Here is a 23146-nt window from a genome sequence, read left to right on the forward strand (position 1 = left end):
GGTTCAGGCCGGCGTGCCGCCACCGCCCGCGCCGGCGGGATTGTGGCCGTGCGGTAGATCGGTGAAGAGCTCCCTGAACACCGGCGAGAGCCGCATGAAGTCATGGGCGGGCTCGTAACCGAGCAGCTCGCGCGTCTCGGTGATGTCCAGGCGCTTGAACCAGTTGTTGCTGACCGCGTGGAAAATGCCGAATTCGATTCCCTCGATGCGGATGGCGCGTTCCAGGAGACTGTAGAGATCCTGATCCGCCACAAAGGTTCCGATCATCCATTCCGAGTCCGGTTCCCGTGCCGCGTCGGGCGTCTGGAAGGCCCCGATGCGCACCGCCATGACCGAGAGGCCGTCGCGCTCGGCAAAATAGCGGCCCAATGCCTCGCCGAAACATTTGGTGACTCCGTAGAGATTTCCCGGATTCACCGGGGCGTCCGCGGAGATCTGGCGGCCGGCGGCATATCCGGATACGGCGTGCACCGACGAAGCGAAGACCAGCCGGGGGCAGCGGACCTGCTTCGCGGCGTCGAAGACGTGGTAGGTGCCCACGATATTGGTGGCGAGCAGGCTCTCCCACTGCGCGGCGGTGTTCGAATCCGCCGCGAGGTGGAGGACGCAGTCGGCCCCCCGGCACAGTTCCACGAGCCGGGGCAGGTCGGCCAGATCGCAGTGCTCGGTGCGCCCGTACGCGGCGAGTTCGGAGAGGTCGACGCCGGGCCGGTCCAGCAGGACCAGGTCGAACCGGTCCGCCGCGAATTTGGCGAATCCGCTCCCGATGCGCCCGGCCGCCCCGGTGACGATCACCTTGAGGCGCCCCTCGGTGAAGGGAAAGGGTGTTTGAATGGTGACCGCATCGCCCATTTCTGTCCCAGCTGTCGGTGCCGACTTCGCGATCGGCGTCTTACCGTGAACGGCGAAATGCTATCGACTCGAACGCATCGGGCGTATCGTACGGGCCCAGGGCTGGGGTTCCGAGGGGGCGGAAGCGGTCGAATGATCTCGCATGATTCAACGGGGGCGGACTGCGGGGAACCCCGCAGATTCGTGATCGCGGCGGGGACCGGACGTTACGCGCAGCCGGGCATCGAAGACCTTCCCGGCGTCGAAGGCGACGTGGAACTCATGGCCGAGCTGTTCGCCTCCCTCGGCTACGAACGGGTGCTCGGGGACCGGAGCAGGAATCCGACGGCCCGGGAACTCGTGTCCGGCCTCGAGGAGTGGCTCGGCTCGGACGACCGCAGGCCGGACGACATCATCGTGCTCTACTACGCCGGCCACGGCGTGCGCGCCAGCGCCGGACGGCACTATCTGCTCTGCACCGACAGCGCGGAGAACCGCCTGGTGTCGACCGCCATCAGAACGGACGACCTGGCCCTGATGTTCGCCGACGACGCGGTCCGCGCCCGTGTGCTGATCGTTCTCGACACCTGTTACGCGGGGGCCGGGACGACCGACATCGCCATGGTGGCCAACCAGTTGGCGGCCGGGCGGACCACGGTGGCGGGGAACCTGTGGCTCCTCGCGGGCGCCCGCGCCCGGGACGAGGCCGGCGAAGGAGTGCTGACCGGCGCGCTGACCGGCATCCTCTCCGCGCCGCGCGCCGGCGCCCACCAGCAGTACATCGACCTGTCCGAGATCACCGAGCGGATCAACGAGCACTTCCGCGCCAACCACCCCTACCAGCACGCGAGTTGCACATCCGTGGACACCGCAGGGGTGCCGCCGTTCTTCCCCAACCGGAATTTCATACCCGGCCTGCACGGCGGGGAGCTGGATGTCGAGACGCTCTCCAGGATGAGGCGCGAGCGGTCCGCGCACTTCGATCCGCGCGCGCGTGGAGTGGAGTACGTCGGGGAAGTGGGCTCCTACTTCACCGGACGCGTCGCCGCCCTAGGCGCGCTCTCCCAGTGGCTGTCCAGGTCCTCGCACGACCGCCGCGCGCGGGTCGTCACGGGCGGGCCGGGCTCGGGCAAGTCCGCCCTGCTCGGGCGGCTCCTGTACCTCGCGGACACCCCGGAGGCCGACGACCGGACACCCCCCGAGACGGTGCCCCCGACCGGATCCATCACCACCCATCTCCACCTGCGCCGCCGCACCCTCGACGACGTCGTGGCCGAACTCGGCCGGGCGGCGGGCTGCGTGGCCGCCACGCCCGACGATCTGCTGGGCTTCCTGCGGGACCGGTCCGCGCGGTTCACGGTGCTGCTCGACGCCCTGGACGAGGCCGGCATCGTCGGCGACCAGGCGGAGGCGATGCTGATCGCGCGGGCGTTGCTGCGGCCGATGTCGACGATGGCACAGGTCCGGCTCATCGTCGGCACCCGGCGGGGCCCGATCGAGGCCCTGGGTACCGGAGTCGAACTCATCGACCTGGACCGGCCGGAGTACGCCGGCATCCAGGACGTGGCCGACTACGTGACGGCCCTGCTGCTGGCGGACGACGACCCCGACAGCCTCTCGCCCTACCGGGGCCAGTCGGATCTGGCGGCGGCGGTGGCCGGCGGGGTCGCGGTCCGGGCGGGACAGTCCTTCCTCGTCGCGAACATGACGGCCCGCTCGCTGATCAACCGTCAGGTCAAGGTCGACCCGACCCAGGCCGGCTGGCACCGGCGGCTGCCCAACGAGGTGAAGGACGTCTTCGCCGCCTACCTCTCGCGCTTCGGGGCCAACGAGTGGCGGGTGCGCAGACTGCTCACCCCGCTCGCCTACGCCGAAGGGCAGGGTCTTCCCTGGGACAACGTGTGGGCGCCGCTGGCCTCCGTGCTGGCCGGGGTGCGCTGCTCCGACGAGGACATCAACTGGCTTCTGGGGAACGCCGGAGCGTACATCGTCGAGGTGCGGGTGGGGGAGCGCTCGGTGTTCCGGCTCTACCACGAGACGCTCGCGGAGTTCCTCCGGGACGCCCGGCGCGACACCGAGGCCCACCGCCGGATCACCACCACGCTCCTTGAGCAGGTGCCCATCACGGCGGGGCGCCGGGCCTGGGGCGATGCCCACCTCTACATACGGTGCCATCTGGCCAGTCACGCGGCGATCGCCGGCGATCTCGACGACCTGCTGGCCGATCCGGAGTTCCTGGTGCACGCCGATCCGGGGGTCCTGGCGCCCGCGCTGCGCTGGGTCGGCGGCGAGCAGGCGCGGATGGTCCGCTCGGTCTACCGGTCCTCGCTCACGCTGCACCGCCAGTCCGATCCCGTAACACGGCGTCAGATCCTCGCCTTTGATGCCGCGAGCCATCAAATGCCCGGCCTGGCAAGGGAGTTGAGTGCGAACCTGCCCTGGCGGGTGCGGTGGGCCACCGGCTCCCAGGTCAATCCCGCGCTGCAGATGTCCTTCGTCGACCATTCCCACGGTGTGAAGAGCGCCGACTGCTTCGAGCTGGACCAACAGCCCTATGCCGTCACGGCGGACACGGACGGCATGCTGCGTCTGTGGGACCTGGGCAACGGCAACCTGCACGGCATGCTGCGCGGCCACATGGCGGAAGTGAACTCCGTGAACTGCCTGCGATTCGGCGGCGAGGCGCTCGGGATCAGCGCGAGCAGCGACGGCACGGCCCGGGTGTGGAACCTGCGGGACGAGAGCGAACGCGCGGTGTTCAGCGGGCATGTGGGCCGGGTGGGTGTGGCGGCCGGTCTCGTCGTCGCCGAACGCCTGATGCTGGTGAGCGGCGGCGACGACCGCACCATACGGCTCTGGGACGTCGCGACCGGCCAGGAGAAGCGCCGCATGGACGGTCACACGGGTGCTGTCCGGGCCCTCGCGTGTGCGGAGATCGACGGCGAGCCGCTCATCGCCAGTGGCGGGAGCGACGGCAGCGTACGGCTGTGGGACCTGTCCGGATCCGCGCCCGCGCGGACCGGGCGGGCGGGGCGCCGGTCGGGGGAGCGGGCGGTGCTCACGGGGCACTCCGGCGAGGTGAACACGGTGGCCTTCGCCGAACTGGACGGAGTGCCCGTGGTGATCAGCGGCGGGGACGACCGGACCGTACGCATCTGGGACGTGCGCCGACAGGAGCAGCGGTGCCTGTTCTCCGGTGACATGGGCTGGGTCCGCGCGGTCGCCTGCATGACGCTCGGGGGCCGGAGCGTGGTGGTGTGCGGTACGGACAGCGGCCACGCCCACATCTGGGACCTGCACCGGGAGACCGAACTGAGCGTGCTGATCGGGCACACGCACTGGGTGCGGGCCGTCGCCGGGGTGCAGATCGAGGGGCGCACCGCCGTCGTCACCGGCGCCAGCGACGGCACCATGTGCGTGTGGGATCCGAGCGTGGAGCCCAAGCCCAAGGACGTGGTGGGGCACGCGGGTGGAGTGAACGCCGTAGGCGCCATGACCGTGGAGGGCCGTGCCGTCGCCGTCAGCGGCGGCGACGACCGCACGGTGCGCGTCTGGGACGTCGAATCCGGCCGCCAGCGCGGAGTCATCGAGGGACACACCGGGTTCGTGCGGGCGGTGGCCTGCGCCAGGCTCGACGAGGCGCCCGTGGTCGTCAGTGGGGCCAGTGACGGAACGGTCCGCGTGTGGGACGTGATGGGCTGGCGTCGGCGGGCGGTCCTGACCGGGCACACCGACTGGGTCAGCTCGGTGGCCTGTACGCAGATCAGAGGCAGACCCGTGGCGGTCAGCGCCAGCGACGACTGCACCCTGCGGGTCTGGGATCTGCACAGCAACAGCGAGCGCGACATCCTGTCGGGGCACACCGGCGGGATCAACACGGTGGCGTGCACGTCGCTGGACGGCCGGCCGGTCGCGCTGACCGGCGCCTTCGACGGCTCGATCCGGCTGTGGGACCTGGAGACCGGCCGGGCCTCCGCCGTGTTCACCGGGCACACGGGCTGGGTGCGGGCGCTGGACTGCGCCACGCTCGACGGGCGGCCGGTGGTGATCAGTGTCGACGACGACGGCGCCGTGTTCGTGTGGGACCTGAAGGACCGCAAGAGGTGTGTGCGGCTGAGCGACGCGGGAGCCGGCACGAATGCCATCGCGTGCATGCGGCTGCGCGGCCGCACGGTCGTGGTGACGGCCGGGGACGACCGGGTCGTACGGTTCTGGGACCTGCACACCCGGGAGCGCCAGGAGGGCTTCGTGCTCCCCGCCCCGGGGTGGTCCCTGGCCGCGGCCCCGGACAACCGGCTGGTGGTGGGGACGGGGCGGGAGGTCTGCGTCTTCGACTACTACGGCGAAGGGGCGTCCGGCTGAGGCGAGTGCGCCAGCCGTTCCAGATCGTGGACCTGCTGTCCCAGCCAGCGGACCGGGTCGCCGCCCGCCACCGCGGCGAGCAGCCCCGCCGCTCGCCGCCTTCGCTCGCCGGGGGCCAGGCCGAGGGCCTTGCGCAGCGCGTCGGCGGTCCGGCCGACGTCCCGGGGGTCGTGCAGCAACTCGGCCTGGCGACCGAGCAGATCGCTGCTGCCCGCGCCGTGGGAGAGCACCAGGGCGCCATGGCGGGTGTTGAGCTGGGGCCCCTCCTGCGACACGAGGTTCATGCCGTCGCGTACCGGGTTCACCATCAGGACGTCATACGACTTGAGCGCCGCCACGCACCGGGACACGTCATGGCCCAGGTGCACGCGGAGGCAGCCGGGAAACCGGTGGTCCAGGCGCTCGGCCAGGTCTCGGACGCGGTCGGCGTGGGCGCGGTACTCCGGGACGCGCTCCCTGGACGGTGTCAGGCAGGCGGTCATGACCACTCGGCCCCGCAGTTCCGGCGAGCGTTCCAGGACCAGCTCGTACGCCTCCAGGCCGCGCAGGACGTTCTTGGACGGGTCGATCCGGTCCACTCGGACGATGTGCCGGATGCCGGGGCCGAGCGCGAGCCGGCGTTCCCAGGCGCCGACCTCCGCGCCGCGTGCGGTGTCGGCCAGCAGGGCCGAGTCCGCCGGCACCGGGTAGCACCTGACGGCGGTGGTGCGGGGGGTGTCGGTGGGCCCGGCGGACGGCGCCTCCACGCTGCCGCCCATCCGGCTGCCGGGATCCGCGCGATGCACTCGGTGTCCCCAACTCTCGCAACAGTCAAGGAAGTTCGCCGCCCAGCGCGGGGACTGGAAGCCGATCAGACGCGCGGCCAGCATGCCGTCGAGCAGCGCGCCGGAGACGGACCGTGGAAGCTGGGCCAGTTCGGCGGGGGTGCAGAACGGGGTGTGCAGGAAGAGCCCGACGGGCTGGCGCGGCCGCAGGGCGCGCAGGAACCAGGGGGTGGTCGCCAGTTGGTAGTCCTGGACCAGCACGGGGGTCTCGGGCCCGGTCCGCCGCACGAGTTGTTCCGCGACGCTCTGGTTCACCTGCTGGTAGGAGCGGGTGAAGGTGTCCGGATCGGGTGGCGGGGCGCCCGTGCCGGCGACGTCCGGCCACAGGCCGTGCAGGGCCAGCCAGAGCATCCGTACACCCACGTCGTCGTAGTACTCGCGGTAGCTGTGTTCGCTGACGGGGACGGGGGCGTACGCGTAGCCGAGGTGACGGGTGAGCCTCGCGCGCTCCGCGCCGCCGATGGCGCTGTGGTCCGCTTCGGCGGCGGAGGGCGCCACCCACACCGTTTCGTGGGGCAGTTCCCGCGCGGCGGTGTCGAGAAGGGCGGTGACGCTGCCCGGCCGGTGTTCCATCCGTGGTCGCGGCCCCGCGCCGGAGAAGACGACGGGGCCGCGGTCGGAGGCGATCGCCAGGGTCAGTGTCACGGCGGAGGCACCACGGCGAGGTCGGCCGGCTCCGCGCCGACCGTCCGAGGTGCGGTCAACGCATGGCCGCGCAGGGCGTTGGCGATCGCGTGCACGAGGCCGAGATGGACGGTCTCGACCACCCCGTAGTCCCAACTGGGCACGTGCAGAGCCACATCGAGCCGGTTCAGGGCGCGCCCGCCGTCGGAGCCGAGCAGTCCGATCGTGGCGGCGCCGAACTCGCGTGCCGTGTCGAGGCCCGCGAGTACGTTCCCCGAGTTGCCGCTGACACTGACGGCGATCACGACGTCCTGCGGGTCGAGCAGGGTGTCCAGCTGGCCGGCGAAGCCCTGGTCGCTGCCGTTGTCGTTGATCCAGGCGCTGAACAGCGAGGAGTTGTCGGCGAGGGCGATGGCGCGCAACCGCTCGTGTCGGGTGCGGCCGATTCCCTTGGACAGGTCGCACGCCATGTGGCTCGCGGTGGAGGCGCTGCCCCCGTTGCCCATGACGTAGACGCGGGCCCGGTGGCGCCGGGCCGCGTTGAGGAGCGCCACGGCCCGGTTCAGCGCGCCGGGGTCGATCGCGCCGAAGCCGTGGGCCGCTTCCCGCAGGAAGAGTTCGTACAGGTGCGGCGCGGATCGCGTGTGACGGCTTGATGGAGTGGGACCGCTTCGGAGCACTGTGGGGTCATCCGACACGTTCGGCAGACCCTGATCGGAAACTGTGGCCACAGGTTGCGCTTTGGTGTCGGAGGACCCGGAACATAGGCGGCGCTCCCAGCAAGTGACGACATTGGATGTACGAACTTGCCTTGCGTGCCAAGGATGTTAGCCCAGAGGGCACGCATCCGCAGGGGTGTTGGCGGCTTTAGTGGAGTGCGCCGGCTTCCTGCTCGGCGGACCGGCGGGTGAGCGCGAACGCGCCCCGTACCGCTACCTGACGGTCCGTCACGCTGAAGAGGGGGATCTCCTGCATGAGCTCCGAGTGCTCCGCGCCGGAAGCGATGAAGCGCTCCACGAAGGCCGTGTCCGAGATCAGGAGGTCGCAGACCCCGGGCGCCTGCAGCACCCCGCTCGTCAGCCAGACGGAACCGCCCTCGCTCATGCAGGTCAGCACGATGTTGCGGAGGAACTGCCCGAGGATGGCGCCGAACAGCCGCATGATCTCCCGGCAGCAGGCATCCCCGCCGACGGCGGCCGCGGTGATCACCGGGCCGATGCCGCGGTGCTCCCGCCGGAAGCGGTCGACGTGCTCCTGGATGTAGGGGCCCGGCTTCTTTCGCGTCGTCATGAAGTCGTACATGTGGTCAATGCCGCGCAGTCCACCGATGGACAGCTCGACCGAGATCGGGATCCCCGGCCTGAGCCGTTGCAGGGAACGGAGGTAGTCCTCCTCCAGGACGGTCACCGGCTGCCAGGAGACGTGCCCCGACTCCGCCGGGTGTGCCTGTCCCGACCGGTCCACCGAGGCGCTCCCGACGCCGGTGCCGACCGACACGGCGAGCAGGGCGGGGCCGGGGTGGGGCGGCACCTCCGGGGTCAGCGCCACCCAGTCGCACTCGTCGAGATCGGCGACTCCGGCCGTCGTCGCGACCATGTCGTTGATGGTGGTCAGCGACATTTCGAGGTCCGCGGCGAAGGCCCGGCGCCGGAAGGTCGGCCACTGCGGGTGGTTGGTGATCCTGACGTCGCCGTCGCGCCCGGGCCGTCCCGCCACCCCCGCGACCAGCGTCCGAGGCAGGCAGCCCGCCATGTCGAAGCAGCCGTAGAAAAGGTGCTCCAGCGAGTCGTAGTCGGCCGACCGGGCCTGGACGTGCCGGGTCTCTCCGGTGACCGGATCCAGGAACCGCATGTGCGTCTTGGTGCCGCCGGCGTCGATGCCGGCGATGTCGGTACGTGGAAGGCTGGTGATCCGCTCGCGGGAAATGTGCGGCATGGCATTCCTCAGATGTAGGTGGCCGTATACAACTGGCCACAAAGGTAGGGCGGTTGGCGGAAAACTACTCGGTGCGCCGGCCGCCCGGTGCCGAAGTACCGGAGAACGCGACGGCGTTCCCGTTCGTGCCGGAGGATGTCGAGGATCGTCAGGAGGCCTGTACCAGGAGAGCAGGCTCGGGTCGCGGCCGTGAATACCTTCTCCAAAGCCAGATTAGGGTCCCGGCGCCTCGCGCAGAATCCCTCTAATTGGCGAACTTCCCTACGAGCAGGGGCTTTACGCGCCTCCACGGTCGGCAAGGCGGCAGGATGCGGCGCAGGGAGCCCTCGCGTTCGTGGGGGGCGTGGTTCAGGGCCGGGGCGGGGCAGCGGCGGGTCTTCAGATGCCGATATCGCCGATTCCGTGCTCATCCGGCGGGTCGGGGGGCGGGGTCGATTCGGGCCCCTGGCTCTTGTGCGGTGGATGCGGCGGCGGAAGCTCGGCCAAGCTCTCGTGCCACCCCTGTTCGGACACCTGGTCCAGCTTCGGTGCCGGCTTTGGTTCAGGCTTCGGCTGGTGCTTCACCCGGCGGAAACGGCGCCTGTCCCTACTCCACGTTTCGATTTCCTCGTCGCCGATGTCCTTGATTGCAAGAAAGCCGTCCGGTTCGGAAAGTTCGGTTGCGAGCCGCTCCTCCACTTCCGGCTTCTCTGGAGCGAAGAGTTGATGTTTGAGCACGCCGACTTCCAGCCCCGTGATCTCATGGGCGGCGAGGGCCAGGGTGTCGCGCAGGCCCGAGCGTTCGTTGACCGGCAGCGGTGCCATCATCGCCACGGTCTCCTGGATCACGGTCACGTCCGGTGTGAGCATTTTGCGGACCGTGCTCATCGCCTTGGTGAACAGTGAATCGGGAGCTGTGAACCGTCCGGCGCCGTGCAGGACCGCTGCGATGCCTCCGAGCAGGTGCAATCCCGTGGCCAGCTGTATCGCGCCGCAGGCGACGGTCAGCAGGCCGTCACACGGACCCCCCTGTCACCCATGTGACCCCTCTGTCACCCAAGTGGAGCCTCGACGGCCCCTGTGCGCCAAGTGTGATTCAGGCACTTCCGGTCCGCCAGACTGTGTTCCAAGGCCGCCGGAATCAGGGTCGCGGATCCATCGGCTGGCGTGGCGATGACTTTCGGAAGCGTTCCGGGTCTATGTGTATGACGGTCGCCAAAACCGGGCCTCGAACGATCGTCGGCCCGTACCCATACCGATCACCGCACTCCGGGAGCACGACATGACCGCTACCTACACCTTCGACGTCTTCTCCAGTCTCGACGGCTTCGGCGGGGCCGGCGGGAACTGGACCGGCTACTGGGGCAAGCAGGGCCCGGAGCTGCTGGACCGCCGCCTCGCCCACTACGGCACCGAGCAGCGGATGGTCCTCGGCGCCAACACCTATCGGGCGTTCGCGGAGATGCTGGCGTCGAGCGACGAACAGTCCGACGTGCGTGACGAGTGGGTCACCAGGATGAGGAACATGCCCACGACCGTGGTGTCGACGACGCTGAAGGGCCCCCTGGACTGGCCGGACGCGACCGTCGTGAGCGGTGACGCCGTCGACGTCGTCGCCAGGCTCAAGGAGGAGTCCGACGTGCCACTGCGCTCCCACGGCAGCCTGTCCATGAACCGGGCGCTCATGGCCGCCGGCCTGGTCGACGCCGTGCAGGTGACTCTCTTCCCCGTCATCACAGGGCAGACAGGTCTGGCCGCGATCTTCCAAGGCGCAGCCGACTTCGACCTGGAGCTCCTGGAGAGCCGGACGCTCGACGGTCACATCCAAGAGCTGATCTACCGGCCCACGCTCCACTGACCTCGCACTCCGCTGACCTCGCGTCTCCCTGACCCCGCGCTTCCCTGACCTCGCGTTTCGCTGACAGACGACGGCACGCTTCAGCGGCGGTCGGCTCCGAAGGACTCGCTCTCGCGCAGTACCGCCAGCGCGAAGGCGAGTCGCTTGTCCAGCCAGCCCTCCCGCATGACGAAGTACCATTTCGCGGTTTCGGTGGTACGCGGAACGGTCAGCACCGCTTCTCCGGGCTCCCCGTCCGCGCTGTCCGTCTCCACCGCCCAGACCACCGGCTTGAACGATGTCGCGTGGTCGGATCCGTCTGCCCCGAAGGACAGCAAGGAGTCCACAACACCTCCCACCACGTTGCCCACTCCTCGTCCCGCCGACGCCCGTAGACCACCCCTCGCCCAGTTGTGGCGGGACACGACGGCCGGGTGCCCCGCCTGTTCCAGCCACAGGCCTTGGTGGGTGAGCCGCTTGGTGATCGCGGTACGGCGGACCGAGCCGAGTTCCTGGCCGGCGGCGTCCGTCACCCGATAGCGATCGGAGCCGTCCGGAAGCACACCGCACAGCAGCTGCCGACCGCCCTCGTCCTCGAAGAGGCGAAAGCCCCCTTTGGAGAGCGGCGCATCGCGTTCGGCGGGAACGATGTAGACACCGGGCACCATGTACTCGTCGCCCTGGCGCGTCCTGCGGAACCGGACCGCGTACGGCCCCACGCCCCGCTTCGACTTACGGATCGTGTACCGCAGCATCCTGCCGACGGTGAACTGCGTGATCTCGTTCCAGTGCATCGGCTCGAAGGGTTCTGTCGGCCTGCTCCGTCCGAATGCCATCCGCTCCACTTCCTGTTTCCCGACTGCCCCGTCGGCGGCACAAGCGTACGAAAGCGGTCGACGGTAGCCGTCACCAGCCCCAGCGGGGCCTACGGCTACCGGCTCTCCTCGTGAACCGGTACCGCCTTCTGTAGAAGGGTGAACGACTTGGCCACGCCGCCCGGTTGGGGTTTGTCCGCCTTGTGGCCGACGACCTGGTAACCGGCTTTGAGGTAGTACCCGTTGAGGCGCGCGTTGCCGGCCAGGCAGTCCAGGCGCACCCATGTCCGCCCCGCCGCCGCCACACGGCGCTCGGCGGCCTGGAGCAGCAGCCGGCCCGTCCCCGGCGGCGTACTGCTTCGGTCCACCATCAGACGGTGGACGTAACCGGCGACCGGTGGCTGCGGTCCCCAGGCGTCCTCGTCCTGCCACCACACCTCCCAGGCGCCGGCCAGGCGGCTGCCCGTCTCCGCGAGCCAGAGCTCACCGCCGCTCATGGTCCGACGGAAGTGGCCCTCGTCGAGTTCGCCCGGCTGCCACTGGCCCACGATGCCGTGAGCGAGCATCCAGCGCGCGGCGTCGTCACGCAGACGAACGACGGAGGCCAAGTCGGCATCGGTGGCGAGGCGGAAGCGTATGTCGTGCACGTCGTGGTGCCCCTCAGCGTTCGTAGACGCCGGTCAGCCGGCCCCGGGCGAGAACGGGTCCGGGCACGGTGGCCAGGAGGGCCCGAGGGCGTACCCGGTCCACCGGCTTGGCGTCGTTCCCGGCGGCCACCGGGGTCGCGAGGGCGAACAGTTGGAAGATGTAGCGGTGCGGCCCGTGGCCCTTGATCGGTGCTGGGCCGTGGTAGCCGCGTCCGATGGTGGAGCGCATCAACCGCACCCCGCTTCCGGGCCCGCGCCCGTCGAGGGCGCCGGGCTCCAAGTGCCCGCAGGACGGGTCGATCAGGGCGACACAGTGCACGGCGGGCTTGGACAGCGGGACGTCGATGTCCTCCATGACCAGGAGGAGTTGTGCCGTACCGGACGGCAGCGGGCTCCAGCCCAGATGGGGTGAGAGGTCGCGGCCGCCGACGTTCTTCGCGCAGTGCTCAAGCGGCATGACCTCGCCGTCGGTGAACTGGTTGCTGGTGAGCGTCAGCCCTTGTGGGGACTGGAGGTTGGCGAGGTGCCACGCGGTGTGGGCCTCGTCGGCCCGGCGGTTCTTCAGGAGGCGTCCGAGGAGTGTCATCGCGTTGCTCCCAGCATGTCGAGGACCTCGGCCGTGGTGGCGGTCTCGCCGAGTTTGGGGAAGACGCGCGCGATGCTGTGACGGTGGGCCTCGGTGTCCGGGTCGCTCATGGCATCGGTGGCCAGGACGACGTGATAGCCGTGGTCGGAGGCCGAGCGCGCGGTCGACTCGACGCCCGAGCTCGTCGAGATGCCGGCGAGCACGATCTGGCTGGCCCCCAAGTCCCGCAGGAGCGTGTCGAGTCCGGTGTCGTGGAACGCGCTGCGTCGTCGCTTGGTGATGAGGTGATCGGTCGGCTGGACGTCGAGTTCGTCCACGAGCTCGGCCCAGTCGGACGGCAGTGCCGCCCGGCCGTTCCCCGGCCGTCCGGCCTGGCCTGCCCGTCCGGCGTCGGTACGTCCCGGCGCACGTCCGGTGACGTTGACGAGGACGACGGGCAGGGCGTGCCGACGGAAGGCCGCGGCCAGGCGGGCCGCCTGTGCGACGGCGGCGGTCGTCGGCTCGTCCGGGTGGGCCGCCGCGATGCCCTTCTGCAGATCGATCACGACGAGCGCGGGCGTGGGGTCGACTGTGGTGAGTGCCATGGTTGGTTCTCCAGGAGAGGCCGGCTGGTTGCCGGTGTCTAGAACGGTGTTGTCAACTGCCGTTCTCAGTAAGCCCGTTGGGCTTTGTGGCGGCCCTGGCTTCGGAGCCGGGGCGTCGGGCGTGAGGGCATCTTCGGTGGTGCCCGCCTGTGTTCCCGGGGGACTTGATGCCCAAGGGAGGATCCATTCGTCATCGGTCTGCTCTCTCGGTATGCGGTCGCGCCCCGCCGGCCCTCCGCTGCCGCCGACACGTCCCCGTCCTCAGATGTTCCGCGCCAGCCGCGCAAGAAGAGGCGCGGATGCCGCCAGTTGCTCCAGCTCCGCGTGGGTGAACTCGCCGCTGGCCAGGGCCCGGGCGATGAGCTCTGCCCGCGCGTTGCGCTTGTCCTTCAGCGCCTGGTGACCGGCGGCGGTCACCGACATCACGCCGCGCCTGCCGTCGTTCGGATCAGGCCGGCGCTCGACCAGGCCACGGGCCCGCAGTTCGCTGAGCGTCGCCCCCATGGACTGCGCGGTGATCTGCACGTCCCGGGCAAGTGCCGAAGAGGTACTGGGGCCCGACCGGGCCAGATGCGACAGTGCGGTCCGCTCGGGCATCGTCAGGCCGCCCTCGACAGGCACCTGCCGCACCCGCCGCACCAGGACACTGAGACTCGCCAGCAGGGCGGAGGCGACCTCGCCGGGATCCGGATCGTCGTTCATTTACTAAGGCTACCTTATCAGGCTGCCTTAGTATATTCGTAGCCCGCCCGTTGGAGTGCCGCGGAGTGATCACGGGCCTGGGTCGCTCCACAGGTCGCGGCGGCGAAGATCCCGTACCGGGAACAGCAGGTCAGGTCGGCACTGTTGGATCGACCGAGGGACCGGGACCGCCTGTGCGGGGAAGCGGCGCCGCGAGGTCGACCGCCCTGACAGGATCGGTACCTCGGGGTCGCGGTACAACCGCTGCTTGCCCGGACCACCATCATTCTTCGCAGGAGGACTTTTCATGGCTGACCGGCCTTTGACGCTCATGGCAGTGCACGCCCACCCCGACGACGAGGCCACCGGAACCGGGGGAGTACTCGCTCGGTACGCGGCGGAGGGCATCCGTACGGTTCTCGTGACATGTACCGACGGCGGTTGCGGCGACGGACCGGGAGGAGCCAAGCCGGGCGAACCCGGGCACGATCCGGCGGCCGTCGCCGCGATGCGCCGGCGGGAACTCGAGGCGAGCCGTGACGTCTTGAAGATCAGCGACCTGGAAATGCTGGACTACGCCGACTCCGGAATGATGGGCTGGCCGAGCAACGACGCCCCCGGTTCGTTCTGGCGGACCCCCGTGGAGGAAGGCGCCGCCCGGCTCGCGGAACTCATGCGCCACTACCAGCCTGACGTGGTCGTCACCTACGACGAGAACGGCTTCTACGGCCACCCCGACCACATCCAGGCCCACCGGATCACGATGGCCGCGCTGGAGATGGTCGAGCTGACACCGAAGGTGTACTGGACGACGATGCCGCACTCCGGGATGCGGCGGTTCGGCGAGCTCATGCGCGAGTTCAACGAGGACATGCCGGAGCCGGACCCCGCCGAGGCCGCCGCGATGGCCGAGATCGGCCTCCCGGACGACGAGATCAGCACGTGGGTGGACACCACCCCGTTCAGCGGCCAGAAGTTCGACGCGCTGGCCGCGCACGCCAGTCAGGGCGAGAACATCTTCTTCCTCAAGATGGGCAAGGAGCGGTTCGCCGAGCTGATGGGCATGGAGACCTTCGTACGCGTCCAGGACCCGACCGGCACGGCCCTTCCCGAGAACGACCTCTTCGCCGGCCTGCGCTGATCCACCCGCCCGAAGGGCTGGAAGGCTCGCGACCGAGCCAAAGGGCAGTGCACCGCACGGGGCACTGCCCTTTCTTCGCGTACCCGTACGCGCCGGAGGCCGTGAGCGCGGCCGGGTACGTGGGCCGCTCACTCGACACGACCGGAGCCCCGTACGGGGGCCTGCGGCGTGATCAGGCTATGGGCGTGTCTTCCGGCGGCCCGGGCCGGAGCTTGGGCTCGAGGAAGGTGGCGGGCGGCGCGACGGCCGCGGAGCGGGGCGCAGACTGACGGGGACGTGCCGACTCCGGGGAACTGAAGGAAGGCGCGTCGTTGTCCAGGGGACTGCGAGGGTCTGTGGTCACCCGCACAGTCTGCCGTACCTTTCGCCCTCGCAGGTCCTGCCCGGCGCCGCTCGGCCGGTGGACCGGGTGCCGGGGACGCGCCGGGCCGGACTGTGCCTGACGGTAGGGATGTTGGGAGATCACTGGTCGGGCCCCCGCCGCCGGTCAGGTCGGGCCCACCTCGATAGTCAGGTCGGGCCCGCGTCGACGGTCAGCGGGTCGGGCCGCCAGGAGTGCTGGGGGAGTGAGGTGTTGCCGCGCCCTGTTCCGTGAGGTGGGTGTCCATCGCGTTGTTCAGGTCGGCCATGAACGACTCGAACTGTTCCAGAAGCCTGGGCGGGTAGTGCGCCATGGTGGTGTCGAGGCGGAGGGCGAGTGGGCCGAAGAACTCGTCCGCCCGTTCCTGAATGTGTCCGCCGCTGCGCAGGGTGATGATGCGCCGGTCGGAGTGTTCGCGGACGCGGGTGATGTGCCCCGCCGCTTCAAGGCGGTTGAGCAGTGCGGTAGTTGCTCCGGTGGACAGGGGGATCCGCTCGCTGAGCCGCGCCGGTGACAAGGGGGCGCCGCGCTCCTCCGCGGCGGCGATCTCCAGTACCGCGGTCGCGTCCGTGGAGTGCAGGCCCAGCCAGGCGGCGAAGCGCCGGCTCAGTTCGGCGTAATGGCCGCCGTAGGTCCTCAGCGATTCCATGAGCTGCTCACGTTGCGCCGCGACGCCCTCGTGCTCGGCTTCCTTCATGGAGGCCCCTCCACCTTCTCTCGCTCCGCCGTCCTGGTCGCCGGCCCGCTTTGACAACCTACCGTCCCGACTTTACCTTCATCGTGGAACTACTTCATGATGGAGGTATCTGACGTGAGTGATCAGGCGCCCAGCCCTGACGAGACCGGCGAGCCGTACCGGTGGCGATGGCTGATCCTGGTGGTCATGCTCGTCGCGGAGATCATGGATCTCCTGGACGCCTCGATCGTCAACGTCGCCGGTCCCGATCTGGAGAAGTCGCTGGGGGCGTCGTCCGTCGGCCTGCAGTGGGTGATCGGCGGCTACGCCCTCACTCTGGGTGCCGGGCTCGTGCTCGGCGGCCGCTTGGGCGACCGCTTCGGGCGACGCCGGATGTTCCTGATCGGCCTGGCCGCCTTCACGCTCAGCTCCTTGCTGTGTGCGATCGCACCGAACATCGAGTCCCTGATCGCCTTCCGGCTGGTGCAGGGCGCCGCCGCCGCGATGCTGCTCCCGCAGGGGCTCGGTCTGCTGCGCGAGAACTTCTCCGGGCCGGAGCTCACCAAGGTCTTCGCGATCTTCGGTCCCGTCCTCGGCCTCGGCGGCATCATCGGTCCCGTCCTCGGCGGCTTCCTCATCGAGGGCGACTTCTTCGGCCTGGGCTGGCGGTCGGTGTTCCTGGTCAACCTGCCCATCGGCGTTGCGGCGCTGATCGTCGCCGCGACGTTCGTGCCGCGGAAGGCGGGCGACCGTACGGTGCGGGTCGACGTGGCCGGCGCGGGGCTCGTGGCGGCGTCCTGCGCCCTGCTGGTCCTCCCGCTGAATCAGGGGCAGGAGAACGGCTGGCCGATGTGGACGTGGCTGTGCATGGGGGCCTCGGTGATCGGGTTCGCGCTGTTCGCCGTCCAGCAGCGCCGTACGGCCGCCGCGGGCCGCGAGCCCTTGGTGACTCCGCGCCTCCTGCGCAAGCCCGCCTTCACGGTCGGACTCGGCGGCATCGCCCTGTTCTTCGGCGGGCTGATCGGCACCCAGCTCGTGCTGACCCTCTACCTCCAGATCGGCCGGCACTTCACCGCCGGTGACGCCGGGCTCGGCAACCTTCCGCTGGCGGTCGGAACCGCGATCGGCGGAGCCGTCAGTGGTGCGTTCCTCGCGGACAGGATCGGCCGCCGGGTGCTGCAGATCGGGCCGCTCGTCCAGCTGGCCGGTGCGGCCGTGCTGTGGTTCGAGCTCAACGGGCTCGACACCGCCTCGTTCTCGATCTGGGACATCGCGCCGGGAGTGGCGGTGGCGGGCGTCGGTGCCGGCATGGTGATCGCCGCTCTGTTCAGCTTCATCCTGGCCGCGGTCGATGACGACGAGATCGGTTCCGCCTCCGGCGTCCTGTCGGCGGTCCAGGCGGTCGGCGGCTCCATCGGTGTCGCGGTCTTCGGCTCGGTGTTCTTCGCCCGGGCCAAGACGGGCGACTTCACCGGGGGCTTCCATCGCGCGCTGATCGTCCAGGCGGGTCTGCTGGTGGCCTTCTTCGCCATCACCTTCCTGCTGCCCAGGAAGGGCCGCCCCGAGGAGCAGCCCGGACTCGACCCCGAGGGCGCTGCCGGAGACTCCGCCGCCAGGCAGCCCCTCACCACGTGAGCCCGGGCCGGCCGGGCCCGCTCTCGTGGAGCGGCGTCAGTGCTGCGCAGCAGGCGCGCCGATGGGCGCGCGGCGTGTGCCACTGCGGTAGGCGGAGATGCCCAGGCCCAGCATCCAGTAGCTGAAGACCGCGCCCATGAGGGCGGTGGTGCCCCATCCGTTCGCCGCGTAGAAGTGCGCGGGATCGTTGCCGAAGAACAGGGACGGCACGAAGGCCAGGCTGACTCCGGCCAGGACGAAGGCGGACCGGCCCGTCCAGCGCGGCAGCAGCCTCGTCCGGGAGATCCCGAAGCCCACGGCGGTCAGGAACAGCGCCATCATGAGACGGCCGATCGACCCGTAGAGGATGTAGGTGCCGCTCACCGTGATGGTCGGGTCGATCGCGTGGTCGGCGGCGATGACCGCGCCGGCCTCCAGGCCGCTCGAGACCAGCGTGATCGTCGCGTAGACCAGTCCCGAGGCGAAGGCCAGCGTGCCGACCCACTCATAGGCCGGGTTCGTCGTCCTGACCAGTTCCCGGAAGGCGGTCACGAAGCAGATCAGGAACGCGAGCGCGAGGATGCCGATCAGCAGCCGTGCGAGGACGTTCGAGTCCGGTGGCGGGCCGGAGTAGAGGAAGTACAGCGGCACTTCGACGATGAAGGCGGCTGCGGCCAGGATGGCGGCCAGGCCCGTGAGACGCCTCGCTCCACGCTCGTTCATGGTGTTCCCCCGGTGTGGTGGGTTCCTCGTTGGTTCGGCGATGTGAATTCTGCTGCTCCCGGCGCTCTTCGTCGCTGGGCCTGGACGCCGGACGGGGTGGTCCTACCTACACCCTCGGGGCATGGCCCGGGGCTCGGTGCCGCAGGGGTGGTGGGTGTCCGCGTACGGATGCGAGTGTCCGTTGCGCCTCAGGTGCCGCTGTCCGTACCGGCCGCGAGTTTGCGCAGCAGACGCAGCAGCGACTCCCGGTCGGCCGCCGTCAGCCCCTCGAAGCACTCCGCGAGCGCGGTGTCCGCCACCTCGTGTCCGGCCCGCAGCATCTGCCTCCCCGCAGCCGTGAGGTGGTGCTCGATGCGCCGGCCGTGGCCCTTGCGCCGGTCCACCAGGCCCTGTGCCACCAACCGGCCCGCGAGCGTGCCGAACGCCTGCTCGCTCTGGAACGTCGTCGCCGCCAGCTCCCGGGCGCTGGCCCCGGGCGCGCTGTCGATCGCGCGGAGGGCGTCCCACTGGGCCAGCGTGCTGCCGACGGACGCGAGGCGAGTGTCCAGCGAGCGGTGCTGCCGGTACTGGGCGGCCTTCACGGCCTTCCCGAGGGTCTGCAGGTCAACGGCCATGCGAGCAGACTAGCACGGCGACTAAGCTTGTTTAACTAAGGATGCTTAGTTAAAGTCGCGGCATGACTTCAGACCTCGTACTCGCCGTATCCGGACCTGCCACCGGCCGCCCCGTCCTCGTTCTGCACGGTGGCGGCGGCCCCGCCACCGTCGCGCCCATCGCCGAGCACTTCGCCGCGTCCGCTCTCGCCCTGCTTCCCACTCATCCGGGCTGGAACGGCACTGCGCGCCCCGATGGCCTCACGCGGATAGCCGATCTCGCCATCGGTTACCTCCGGGTCCTGCGCGACCGGGGTCTGTCCGACGTGCTGGTCGTGGGGTCCTCGCTCGGCGGATGGATCGGTGCGGAGATGGCGGCCGCCGACACGGAGGGGCTGATCAGCGGGCTCGCTCTGGTGGACGCGGTCGGCATCGAGGTCGAGGAGGAGCCGGTGCGCGACTTCTTCGCACTCGACGCCCGGGGTGTCGCCACGTACGCGTACTACGACTCGGAGCGCTTCTACGTCGCTCCGGAGGATCTGCCGGCCGAGCGGCGCGCGGCGATGGCGGGCAACATGGCGGCCCTGCGTCTCTTCGCGGGCGGCCCCGCGATGGCGGACCCCAGCCTGCGGGCGCGTCTCGCGCAGGTGGCCACGCCGGCCCTCGTGCTGTGGGGAGAGGCCGACCGCATCGTCACGCCCGCCTACGGATCGGCGTATGCCGCGGCCTTCGAGAACGCGCGCTTCGCGACGGTTCCGCAAGCCGGTCACCTGCCCCACCTGGAACAGCCGGAGCGCACCTTCGCCCTGCTGGACGCCTTCGCCGCCGAGACGCGTCGCGCATGAGGCGGGCCTGTGCCGGCGCCAGGTGCCGAGACACATCTCGTTCCTTCGGGGACCGCGGTATCGGCCGATCGGTGGAGATGCGATCCCTTGTCCGGCAGTCCATGGACCCCAGGGAATGGGGACCTCCGCTACGTCTCCGGACGCCTCGCAGCGAGAAGACTGATACATGGCGGCCACATGCGTGCCGCCCTCATTCCGTCGCCCCGTGCAGAGGGGCCTGTGTCGCGAGGGAGAGCGAAATGCATCAGAGCGTCGGCATCGTGGCCGAGGCGCCGGAGACCGCTCGGGTCCGCGCGCAGGTCGTCGACGCCATCCAGGAAGCGGCTCCTGGCACTTCCGAGGAACGTGTCTCCGACGCCCTCCTCGTCGTGACCGAGCTGATCACCAACGCGATCCGGCACGGAGAAGGCCTGTCGGCCTGCACCCAGGAGGTCCAGAACGGGCGGCTCGTCCTCCATGTCGCCGACCACAGCGACCGCCTGCCCGCGATCCCCAGCCGGTCCGACTGCCAGCCGTTCGAAGGCGGCTACGGCTGGTCCATCGTCCAGACGATCGCCGACAAGGTGTCGCTCAGGGCTCTTCCCTCCGGCGGCAAGCAGATCTGTGCCGTCCTCAGCCTCGGCTGAACGGCGCTGCCGGCCCGCCCCGGTACGGCCATCGGCCTTCACCGCCGTCGGCTGTAAGCCGATGCCGTACCGATCACGCATCCACCACCGCTGCTCCGCCGCGCCGGATCAGGCGGCCTGGAGGGATGCCTCGCGGGAGTGGCGGGCGGTGCCGCCGGTGAGCTGGTGGTGGGCCGCGTCGAGGGCGGCGTCGATGTCGCGGGTGCCGGTGGAGACGCACAGCGTGTACGCGAGGTCCTCCAGGCGACGGTCCGCCTCGGGGCTGCCGTTCTCGGCCCGCAGGACGCGCAGGGTCTCGTACTGGTCGATCAGGTTCCTCAGGACCGCGGGGTGGGCCATCAACATCGAAGTCGTCCTTTTGTCATGTCATGTGGTGGTCTTCGAGTCCGTCTGCCCCGAGTCCCATGCCCCCACGCGTGCCGCGCGTGAAGGCCTGCCGGGACCGCCGAGGTGGCGGACGGCCAATATCGGCTCGGCCGGTGGAGAGGACCTTGAGCAGACCGTGACTCCGAGACGGGAGCCTGGTGCGCACGAACTCCTCGTTCTCGGCCCCTACGGCGCTCCGCCGGACGAGGCCACCGGGGACAGGCACCCCGTCGCACCTGCGCGACCGGCCTCGGTGAAGTGGCCGGACGGCGTGCGGTCGCGTCGGGATCTACGGCCGGGACTGTCGTGCTTTGATGCGCGGATGCAGACGTGGCCTGGTCGTCCTTATCCGCTCGGTGCCGTCCACGACGGCGCCGGAACCAACTTCGCTCTGTTCTCCGAGGTCGCCGAACGGGTGGAACTCTGCCTGTTCGACGCGGCGGGCGAGGAGCGGCGCGTGCCGCTCACCGACGTCGACGGCTCGGTGTGGCACGCCTATCTGCCGGAGGTGGGTCCCGGTCAGCGGTACGGCTACCGCGTGCACGGCCCCTTCCGGCCCACCGAGGGGCACCGCTGCGACCCCTCGAAGCTGCTGCTGGACCCGTACGCCACCGCCGTGGACGGTCAACTCGACGGAGATCCCTCGCTGTTCACCGCCGATCCGGACAACCCCGAGAGGCTCAACGGCCTGGACAGCGCCGGGCACGGGATGTTCGCCGTCGTCACGGAACGGGACTTCGACTGGGAGGGGGACCGGCGACCGGACCACCCCTATCACCAGTCGGTGATCTACGAGGCGCACGTCCGTGGTCTGACGATGCGTCACCCGGGCGTGCCGGAGGAACTGCGCGGCACGTACGCCGGTCTGGGGCACCCCGCGGTGATCGGTCACCTCAAGGAACTGGGCGTCACAGCAGTCGAGTTGATGCCGGTGCACCAGTTCACCCAGGACGGCTTCCTCGTCGATCGGGGCCTGTCGAACTACTGGGGCTACAACACCATCGGGTTCTTCGCGCCGCACAACGCCTATGCCGCCGGCGGCAGCGGGGGACAGCAGGTCGCCGAGTTCAAGGAGATGGTGAAGGCGCTGCACGCCGCCGGGATCGAAGTGATCCTGGACGTGGTGTTCAACCACACGGCCGAGGGCAACGAGCACGGTCCGACGCTGTCGTTCCGGGGCATCGACAACGCCGCGTACTACCGGCTCGTCGACGACGATCCGGCGCACTACTTCGACACCACCGGTACCGGCAACTCCCTGCTGATGCGGCACCCCAACGTCCTGCAGCTCATCATGGACTCCCTGCGGTACTGGGTGACCGAGATGCGCGTCGACGGGTTCAGGTTCGACCTGGCGGCCACTCTGGCACGGCAGTTCCACGAGGTGGACCGCCTCTCCGCCTTCTTCGACCTGGTCCAGCAGGACCCGGTGATCAGCCGGGTCAAGCTGATCGCCGAACCCTGGGACGTCGGGGACGGCGGCTACCAGGTGGGCAACTTCCCCGCACTGTGGTCGGAGTGGAACGGCCACTACCGGGACACCGTGCGCGGCTTCTGGCGGTCCGAGGACAACACCCTGGCCGACTTCGCGTCCCGCCTCACCGGCTCCTCCGACCTCTACCAGCACGACCGGCGACGGCCCCGGGCGAGCGTCAACTTCGTTGTGGCGCACGACGGTTTCACGCTGCGCGACCTCGTCTCGTACGACGGGAAGCACAACGAGGCCAACGGCGAGGACAACCGGGACGGGGCCGACGACAACAGGTCGTGGAACTGCGGGGCCGAGGGCGAGAGCGACGGTCCCGGCGTGCGGGAGCTGCGCCTGCGCCAGCAGCGCAACCTGCTGGCCACGCTGCTCCTCTCGCAGGGCGTACCGATGCTCGCCCACGGCGACGAGATGGGGCGCACCCAGGGCGGCAACAACAACGCCTACTGCCAGGACAGCGAGATCTCCTGGGTGGACTGGGAGCTGGACGACGAGCGGCGCGCGCTGCTCGACTTCGCCCGGCGGGCGGTCGCGCTGCGCCACGCCCACCCCGGGCTGCGCCGCCGGCACTTCCCCGTGGGCCCCACGCCCGACATCCCGCCGGAGCAGGCGGAGGTGGTCTGGCTGCGGCCCGACGCCCGCCAGATGGGCGACGCGGACTGGGAGCGCGGCGACGCGCACGCCCTCGCGGTGTACCTGTGCGCCGACCGGCCGATGGAACGCGACGCGCAGGGCCGACCGCTCCCCGACGACACGTTCCTGCTGCTGTTCAACAGCAGTCGGGATCCGGTCGAGTTCCGGCTGCCCTCGGCCGCGTACGGCGAGAAGTGGCATGTCGCGCTGGACACCGCCAGCCCGTCGGCGGACGAGGAGGAGAGCGTGTTCGGCCCGGACGCCGAATTCCCACTGGAGCCGCACAGCCTCCGAGTGCTGCGCCGGGATCGCAGGGAGTGAGGTGCGCGCCCCGGAACCCACCGCCCACCCGTGACGTGCTGCCACCGCCGCCACGG

Annotated in this window: 21 protein-coding genes; 7 read left to right on the forward strand and 14 right to left on the reverse strand. The window is 70.1% G+C overall.

Translation table 11 applies throughout. The features are described 5' to 3' along the window. Positions 1–3: 3 nt before the first annotated feature. Complete coding sequence (locus ACFYZA_RS15805) at positions 4–852, reverse strand: NAD-dependent epimerase/dehydratase family protein (RefSeq protein ID WP_388490821.1); 849 nt, start codon at positions 850–852, stop codon at positions 4–6. A gap of 183 nt (positions 853–1035) precedes the next feature. Here ACFYZA_RS15805 and ACFYZA_RS15810 point away from each other — a divergent pair, with 183 nt between their 5' ends. Beyond that, on the forward strand, positions 1036–5193 hold the full coding sequence (locus ACFYZA_RS15810) for a caspase family protein (RefSeq protein ID WP_388490822.1): 4158 nt from the start codon (positions 1036–1038) through the stop codon (positions 5191–5193). Here ACFYZA_RS15810 and ACFYZA_RS15815 read toward each other — a convergent pair. The 4 genes from ACFYZA_RS15815 to ACFYZA_RS15830 form a co-directional block, all read right to left on the reverse strand. Next, positions 5169–6662: a trehalose-6-phosphate synthase gene (locus ACFYZA_RS15815; protein ID WP_388490825.1), complete on the reverse strand. Its 1494-nt coding sequence runs from the start codon at positions 6660–6662 to the stop codon at positions 5169–5171. The genes ACFYZA_RS15810 and ACFYZA_RS15815 overlap by 25 nt on opposite strands. Then, positions 6659–7339, reverse strand: a complete 681-nt coding sequence (locus tag ACFYZA_RS15820; protein WP_388490827.1) for an SIS domain-containing protein — start codon at positions 7337–7339, stop codon at positions 6659–6661. Before ACFYZA_RS15820 ends, ACFYZA_RS15815 begins: the two co-directional genes overlap by 4 nt. A 169-nt stretch (positions 7340–7508) precedes the next feature. Further along, positions 7509–8576 carry a glucokinase gene (locus ACFYZA_RS15825; RefSeq protein WP_382585288.1) on the reverse strand — a complete coding sequence of 356 codons (1068 nt, stop codon included), beginning with the start codon at positions 8574–8576 and terminating at the stop codon, positions 7509–7511. 378 nt (positions 8577–8954) lie between these two features. Beyond that, entirely contained in the window at positions 8955–9425 is a 471-nt protein-coding gene (locus ACFYZA_RS15830; protein ID WP_388490830.1) for a hypothetical protein, read from the reverse strand. 412 nt (positions 9426–9837) lie between these two features. On the opposite strand from ACFYZA_RS15830, the gene ACFYZA_RS15835 reads away from it, so the two are divergent. Further along, the gene (locus ACFYZA_RS15835; protein ID WP_388490831.1) at positions 9838–10413 is read left to right on the forward strand and encodes a dihydrofolate reductase family protein; all 576 of its coding nucleotides are present in this window, start codon (positions 9838–9840) and stop codon (positions 10411–10413) included. A gap of 80 nt (positions 10414–10493) precedes the next feature. Here the strand turns inward: ACFYZA_RS15835 and ACFYZA_RS15840 are convergent, their stop codons facing one another. From ACFYZA_RS15840 to ACFYZA_RS15860, 5 genes are all read right to left on the reverse strand, one after another. Then, on the reverse strand, positions 10494–11228 hold the full coding sequence (locus ACFYZA_RS15840; RefSeq protein WP_382585297.1) for a hypothetical protein: 735 nt from the start codon (positions 11226–11228) through the stop codon (positions 10494–10496). Positions 11229–11323: 95 nt separating this feature from the next. After that, positions 11324–11854: a GNAT family N-acetyltransferase gene (locus tag ACFYZA_RS15845; protein WP_388490834.1), complete on the reverse strand. Its 531-nt coding sequence runs from the start codon at positions 11852–11854 to the stop codon at positions 11324–11326. A 13-nt stretch (positions 11855–11867) separates the two neighbouring features. Next, entirely contained in the window at positions 11868–12440 is a 573-nt protein-coding gene (locus ACFYZA_RS15850) for a YbhB/YbcL family Raf kinase inhibitor-like protein (protein ID WP_388490836.1), read from the reverse strand. Further along, complete coding sequence (locus ACFYZA_RS15855; RefSeq protein ID WP_382585306.1) at positions 12437–13024, reverse strand: isochorismatase family protein; 588 nt, start codon at positions 13022–13024, stop codon at positions 12437–12439. Before ACFYZA_RS15855 ends, ACFYZA_RS15850 begins: the two co-directional genes overlap by 4 nt. A gap of 261 nt (positions 13025–13285) precedes the next feature. After that, positions 13286–13726 carry a MarR family winged helix-turn-helix transcriptional regulator gene (locus ACFYZA_RS15860; RefSeq protein WP_382585309.1) on the reverse strand — a complete coding sequence of 147 codons (441 nt, stop codon included), beginning with the start codon at positions 13724–13726 and terminating at the stop codon, positions 13286–13288. A gap of 286 nt (positions 13727–14012) precedes the next feature. Between ACFYZA_RS15860 and ACFYZA_RS15865 the strand changes: the two genes are divergently transcribed. Then, positions 14013–14846 (forward strand): PIG-L family deacetylase, encoded by an 834-nt coding sequence (locus ACFYZA_RS15865; RefSeq protein ID WP_388490838.1) that lies wholly within the window; start codon positions 14013–14015, stop codon positions 14844–14846. A gap of 533 nt (positions 14847–15379) precedes the next feature. On the opposite strand, the gene ACFYZA_RS15870 is transcribed toward ACFYZA_RS15865, so the two are convergent. Further along, positions 15380–15904 carry a MarR family winged helix-turn-helix transcriptional regulator gene (locus ACFYZA_RS15870; RefSeq protein WP_382585315.1) on the reverse strand — a complete coding sequence of 175 codons (525 nt, stop codon included), beginning with the start codon at positions 15902–15904 and terminating at the stop codon, positions 15380–15382. Positions 15905–16000: 96 nt separating this feature from the next. Here ACFYZA_RS15870 and ACFYZA_RS15875 point away from each other — a divergent pair, with 96 nt between their 5' ends. Continuing rightward, positions 16001–17518, forward strand: a complete 1518-nt coding sequence (locus ACFYZA_RS15875) for an MFS transporter (protein WP_388490840.1) — start codon at positions 16001–16003, stop codon at positions 17516–17518. Between the two features lie 36 nt (positions 17519–17554). Here ACFYZA_RS15875 and ACFYZA_RS15880 read toward each other — a convergent pair whose 3' ends face one another. Both ACFYZA_RS15880 and ACFYZA_RS15885 read right to left on the reverse strand, forming a co-directional pair. Next, positions 17555–18220, reverse strand: coding sequence for a hypothetical protein (locus ACFYZA_RS15880; RefSeq protein WP_388490842.1), 666 nt, complete (start codon positions 18218–18220; stop codon positions 17555–17557). Positions 18221–18408: 188 nt separating this feature from the next. Further along, a complete protein-coding gene (locus ACFYZA_RS15885) occupies positions 18409–18834 on the reverse strand; it encodes a MarR family winged helix-turn-helix transcriptional regulator (RefSeq protein WP_388490844.1) in 426 nt (141 codons plus the stop codon). Positions 18835–18896: 62 nt separating this feature from the next. Between ACFYZA_RS15885 and ACFYZA_RS15890 the strand changes: the two genes are divergently transcribed. Together ACFYZA_RS15890 and ACFYZA_RS15895 are read left to right on the forward strand one after the other, a co-directional pair. Continuing rightward, positions 18897–19658 carry an alpha/beta fold hydrolase gene (locus ACFYZA_RS15890; RefSeq protein ID WP_388490847.1) on the forward strand — a complete coding sequence of 254 codons (762 nt, stop codon included), beginning with the start codon at positions 18897–18899 and terminating at the stop codon, positions 19656–19658. Between the two features lie 239 nt (positions 19659–19897). Further along, a complete protein-coding gene (locus ACFYZA_RS15895; RefSeq protein WP_382585331.1) occupies positions 19898–20284 on the forward strand; it encodes an ATP-binding protein in 387 nt (128 codons plus the stop codon). 108 nt (positions 20285–20392) lie between these two features. On the opposite strand, the gene ACFYZA_RS15900 is transcribed toward ACFYZA_RS15895, so the two are convergent. Next, positions 20393–20629 carry a DUF5133 domain-containing protein gene (locus ACFYZA_RS15900; RefSeq protein ID WP_388490849.1) on the reverse strand — a complete coding sequence of 79 codons (237 nt, stop codon included), beginning with the start codon at positions 20627–20629 and terminating at the stop codon, positions 20393–20395. Between the two features lie 343 nt (positions 20630–20972). On the opposite strand from ACFYZA_RS15900, the gene glgX reads away from it, so the two are divergent. Then, a complete protein-coding gene (gene glgX, locus ACFYZA_RS15905; RefSeq protein WP_388490851.1) occupies positions 20973–23090 on the forward strand; it encodes a glycogen debranching protein GlgX in 2118 nt (705 codons plus the stop codon). Positions 23091–23146 lie beyond the last annotated feature (56 nt).

The organism is Streptomyces sp. NPDC001828, from assembly GCF_042892175.1.
Classification (GTDB): domain Bacteria; phylum Actinomycetota; class Actinomycetes; order Streptomycetales; family Streptomycetaceae; genus Streptomyces.

Coding starts and splice junctions, on each gene's coding strand:
- glgX (WP_388490851.1), top strand. CDS start 20,973: ATGCAGACGTGGCCTGGTCGTCCTTATCCGCTCGGTGCCGTCCACGAC.
- ACFYZA_RS15825 (WP_382585288.1), bottom strand. CDS start 8,576: ATGCCGCACATTTCCCGCGAGCGGATCACCAGCCTTCCACGTACCGAC.
- ACFYZA_RS15855 (WP_382585306.1), bottom strand. CDS start 13,024: ATGGCACTCACCACAGTCGACCCCACGCCCGCGCTCGTCGTGATCGAT.
- ACFYZA_RS15860 (WP_382585309.1), bottom strand. CDS start 13,726: ATGAACGACGATCCGGATCCCGGCGAGGTCGCCTCCGCCCTGCTGGCG.
- ACFYZA_RS15805 (WP_388490821.1), bottom strand. CDS start 852: ATGGGCGATGCGGTCACCATTCAAACACCCTTTCCCTTCACCGAGGGG.
- ACFYZA_RS15900 (WP_388490849.1), bottom strand. CDS start 20,629: ATGTTGATGGCCCACCCCGCGGTCCTGAGGAACCTGATCGACCAGTAC.
- ACFYZA_RS15830 (WP_388490830.1), bottom strand. CDS start 9,425: ATGCTCACACCGGACGTGACCGTGATCCAGGAGACCGTGGCGATGATG.
- ACFYZA_RS15840 (WP_382585297.1), bottom strand. CDS start 11,228: ATGGCATTCGGACGGAGCAGGCCGACAGAACCCTTCGAGCCGATGCAC.
- ACFYZA_RS15890 (WP_388490847.1), top strand. CDS start 18,897: ATGACTTCAGACCTCGTACTCGCCGTATCCGGACCTGCCACCGGCCGC.
- ACFYZA_RS15870 (WP_382585315.1), bottom strand. CDS start 15,904: ATGAAGGAAGCCGAGCACGAGGGCGTCGCGGCGCAACGTGAGCAGCTC.
- ACFYZA_RS15885 (WP_388490844.1), bottom strand. CDS start 18,834: ATGGCCGTTGACCTGCAGACCCTCGGGAAGGCCGTGAAGGCCGCCCAG.
- ACFYZA_RS15865 (WP_388490838.1), top strand. CDS start 14,013: ATGGCTGACCGGCCTTTGACGCTCATGGCAGTGCACGCCCACCCCGAC.
- ACFYZA_RS15875 (WP_388490840.1), top strand. CDS start 16,001: ATGATGGAGGTATCTGACGTGAGTGATCAGGCGCCCAGCCCTGACGAG.
- ACFYZA_RS15880 (WP_388490842.1), bottom strand. CDS start 18,220: ATGAACGAGCGTGGAGCGAGGCGTCTCACGGGCCTGGCCGCCATCCTG.
- ACFYZA_RS15895 (WP_382585331.1), top strand. CDS start 19,898: ATGCATCAGAGCGTCGGCATCGTGGCCGAGGCGCCGGAGACCGCTCGG.
- ACFYZA_RS15850 (WP_388490836.1), bottom strand. CDS start 12,440: ATGACACTCCTCGGACGCCTCCTGAAGAACCGCCGGGCCGACGAGGCC.
- ACFYZA_RS15835 (WP_388490831.1), top strand. CDS start 9,838: ATGACCGCTACCTACACCTTCGACGTCTTCTCCAGTCTCGACGGCTTC.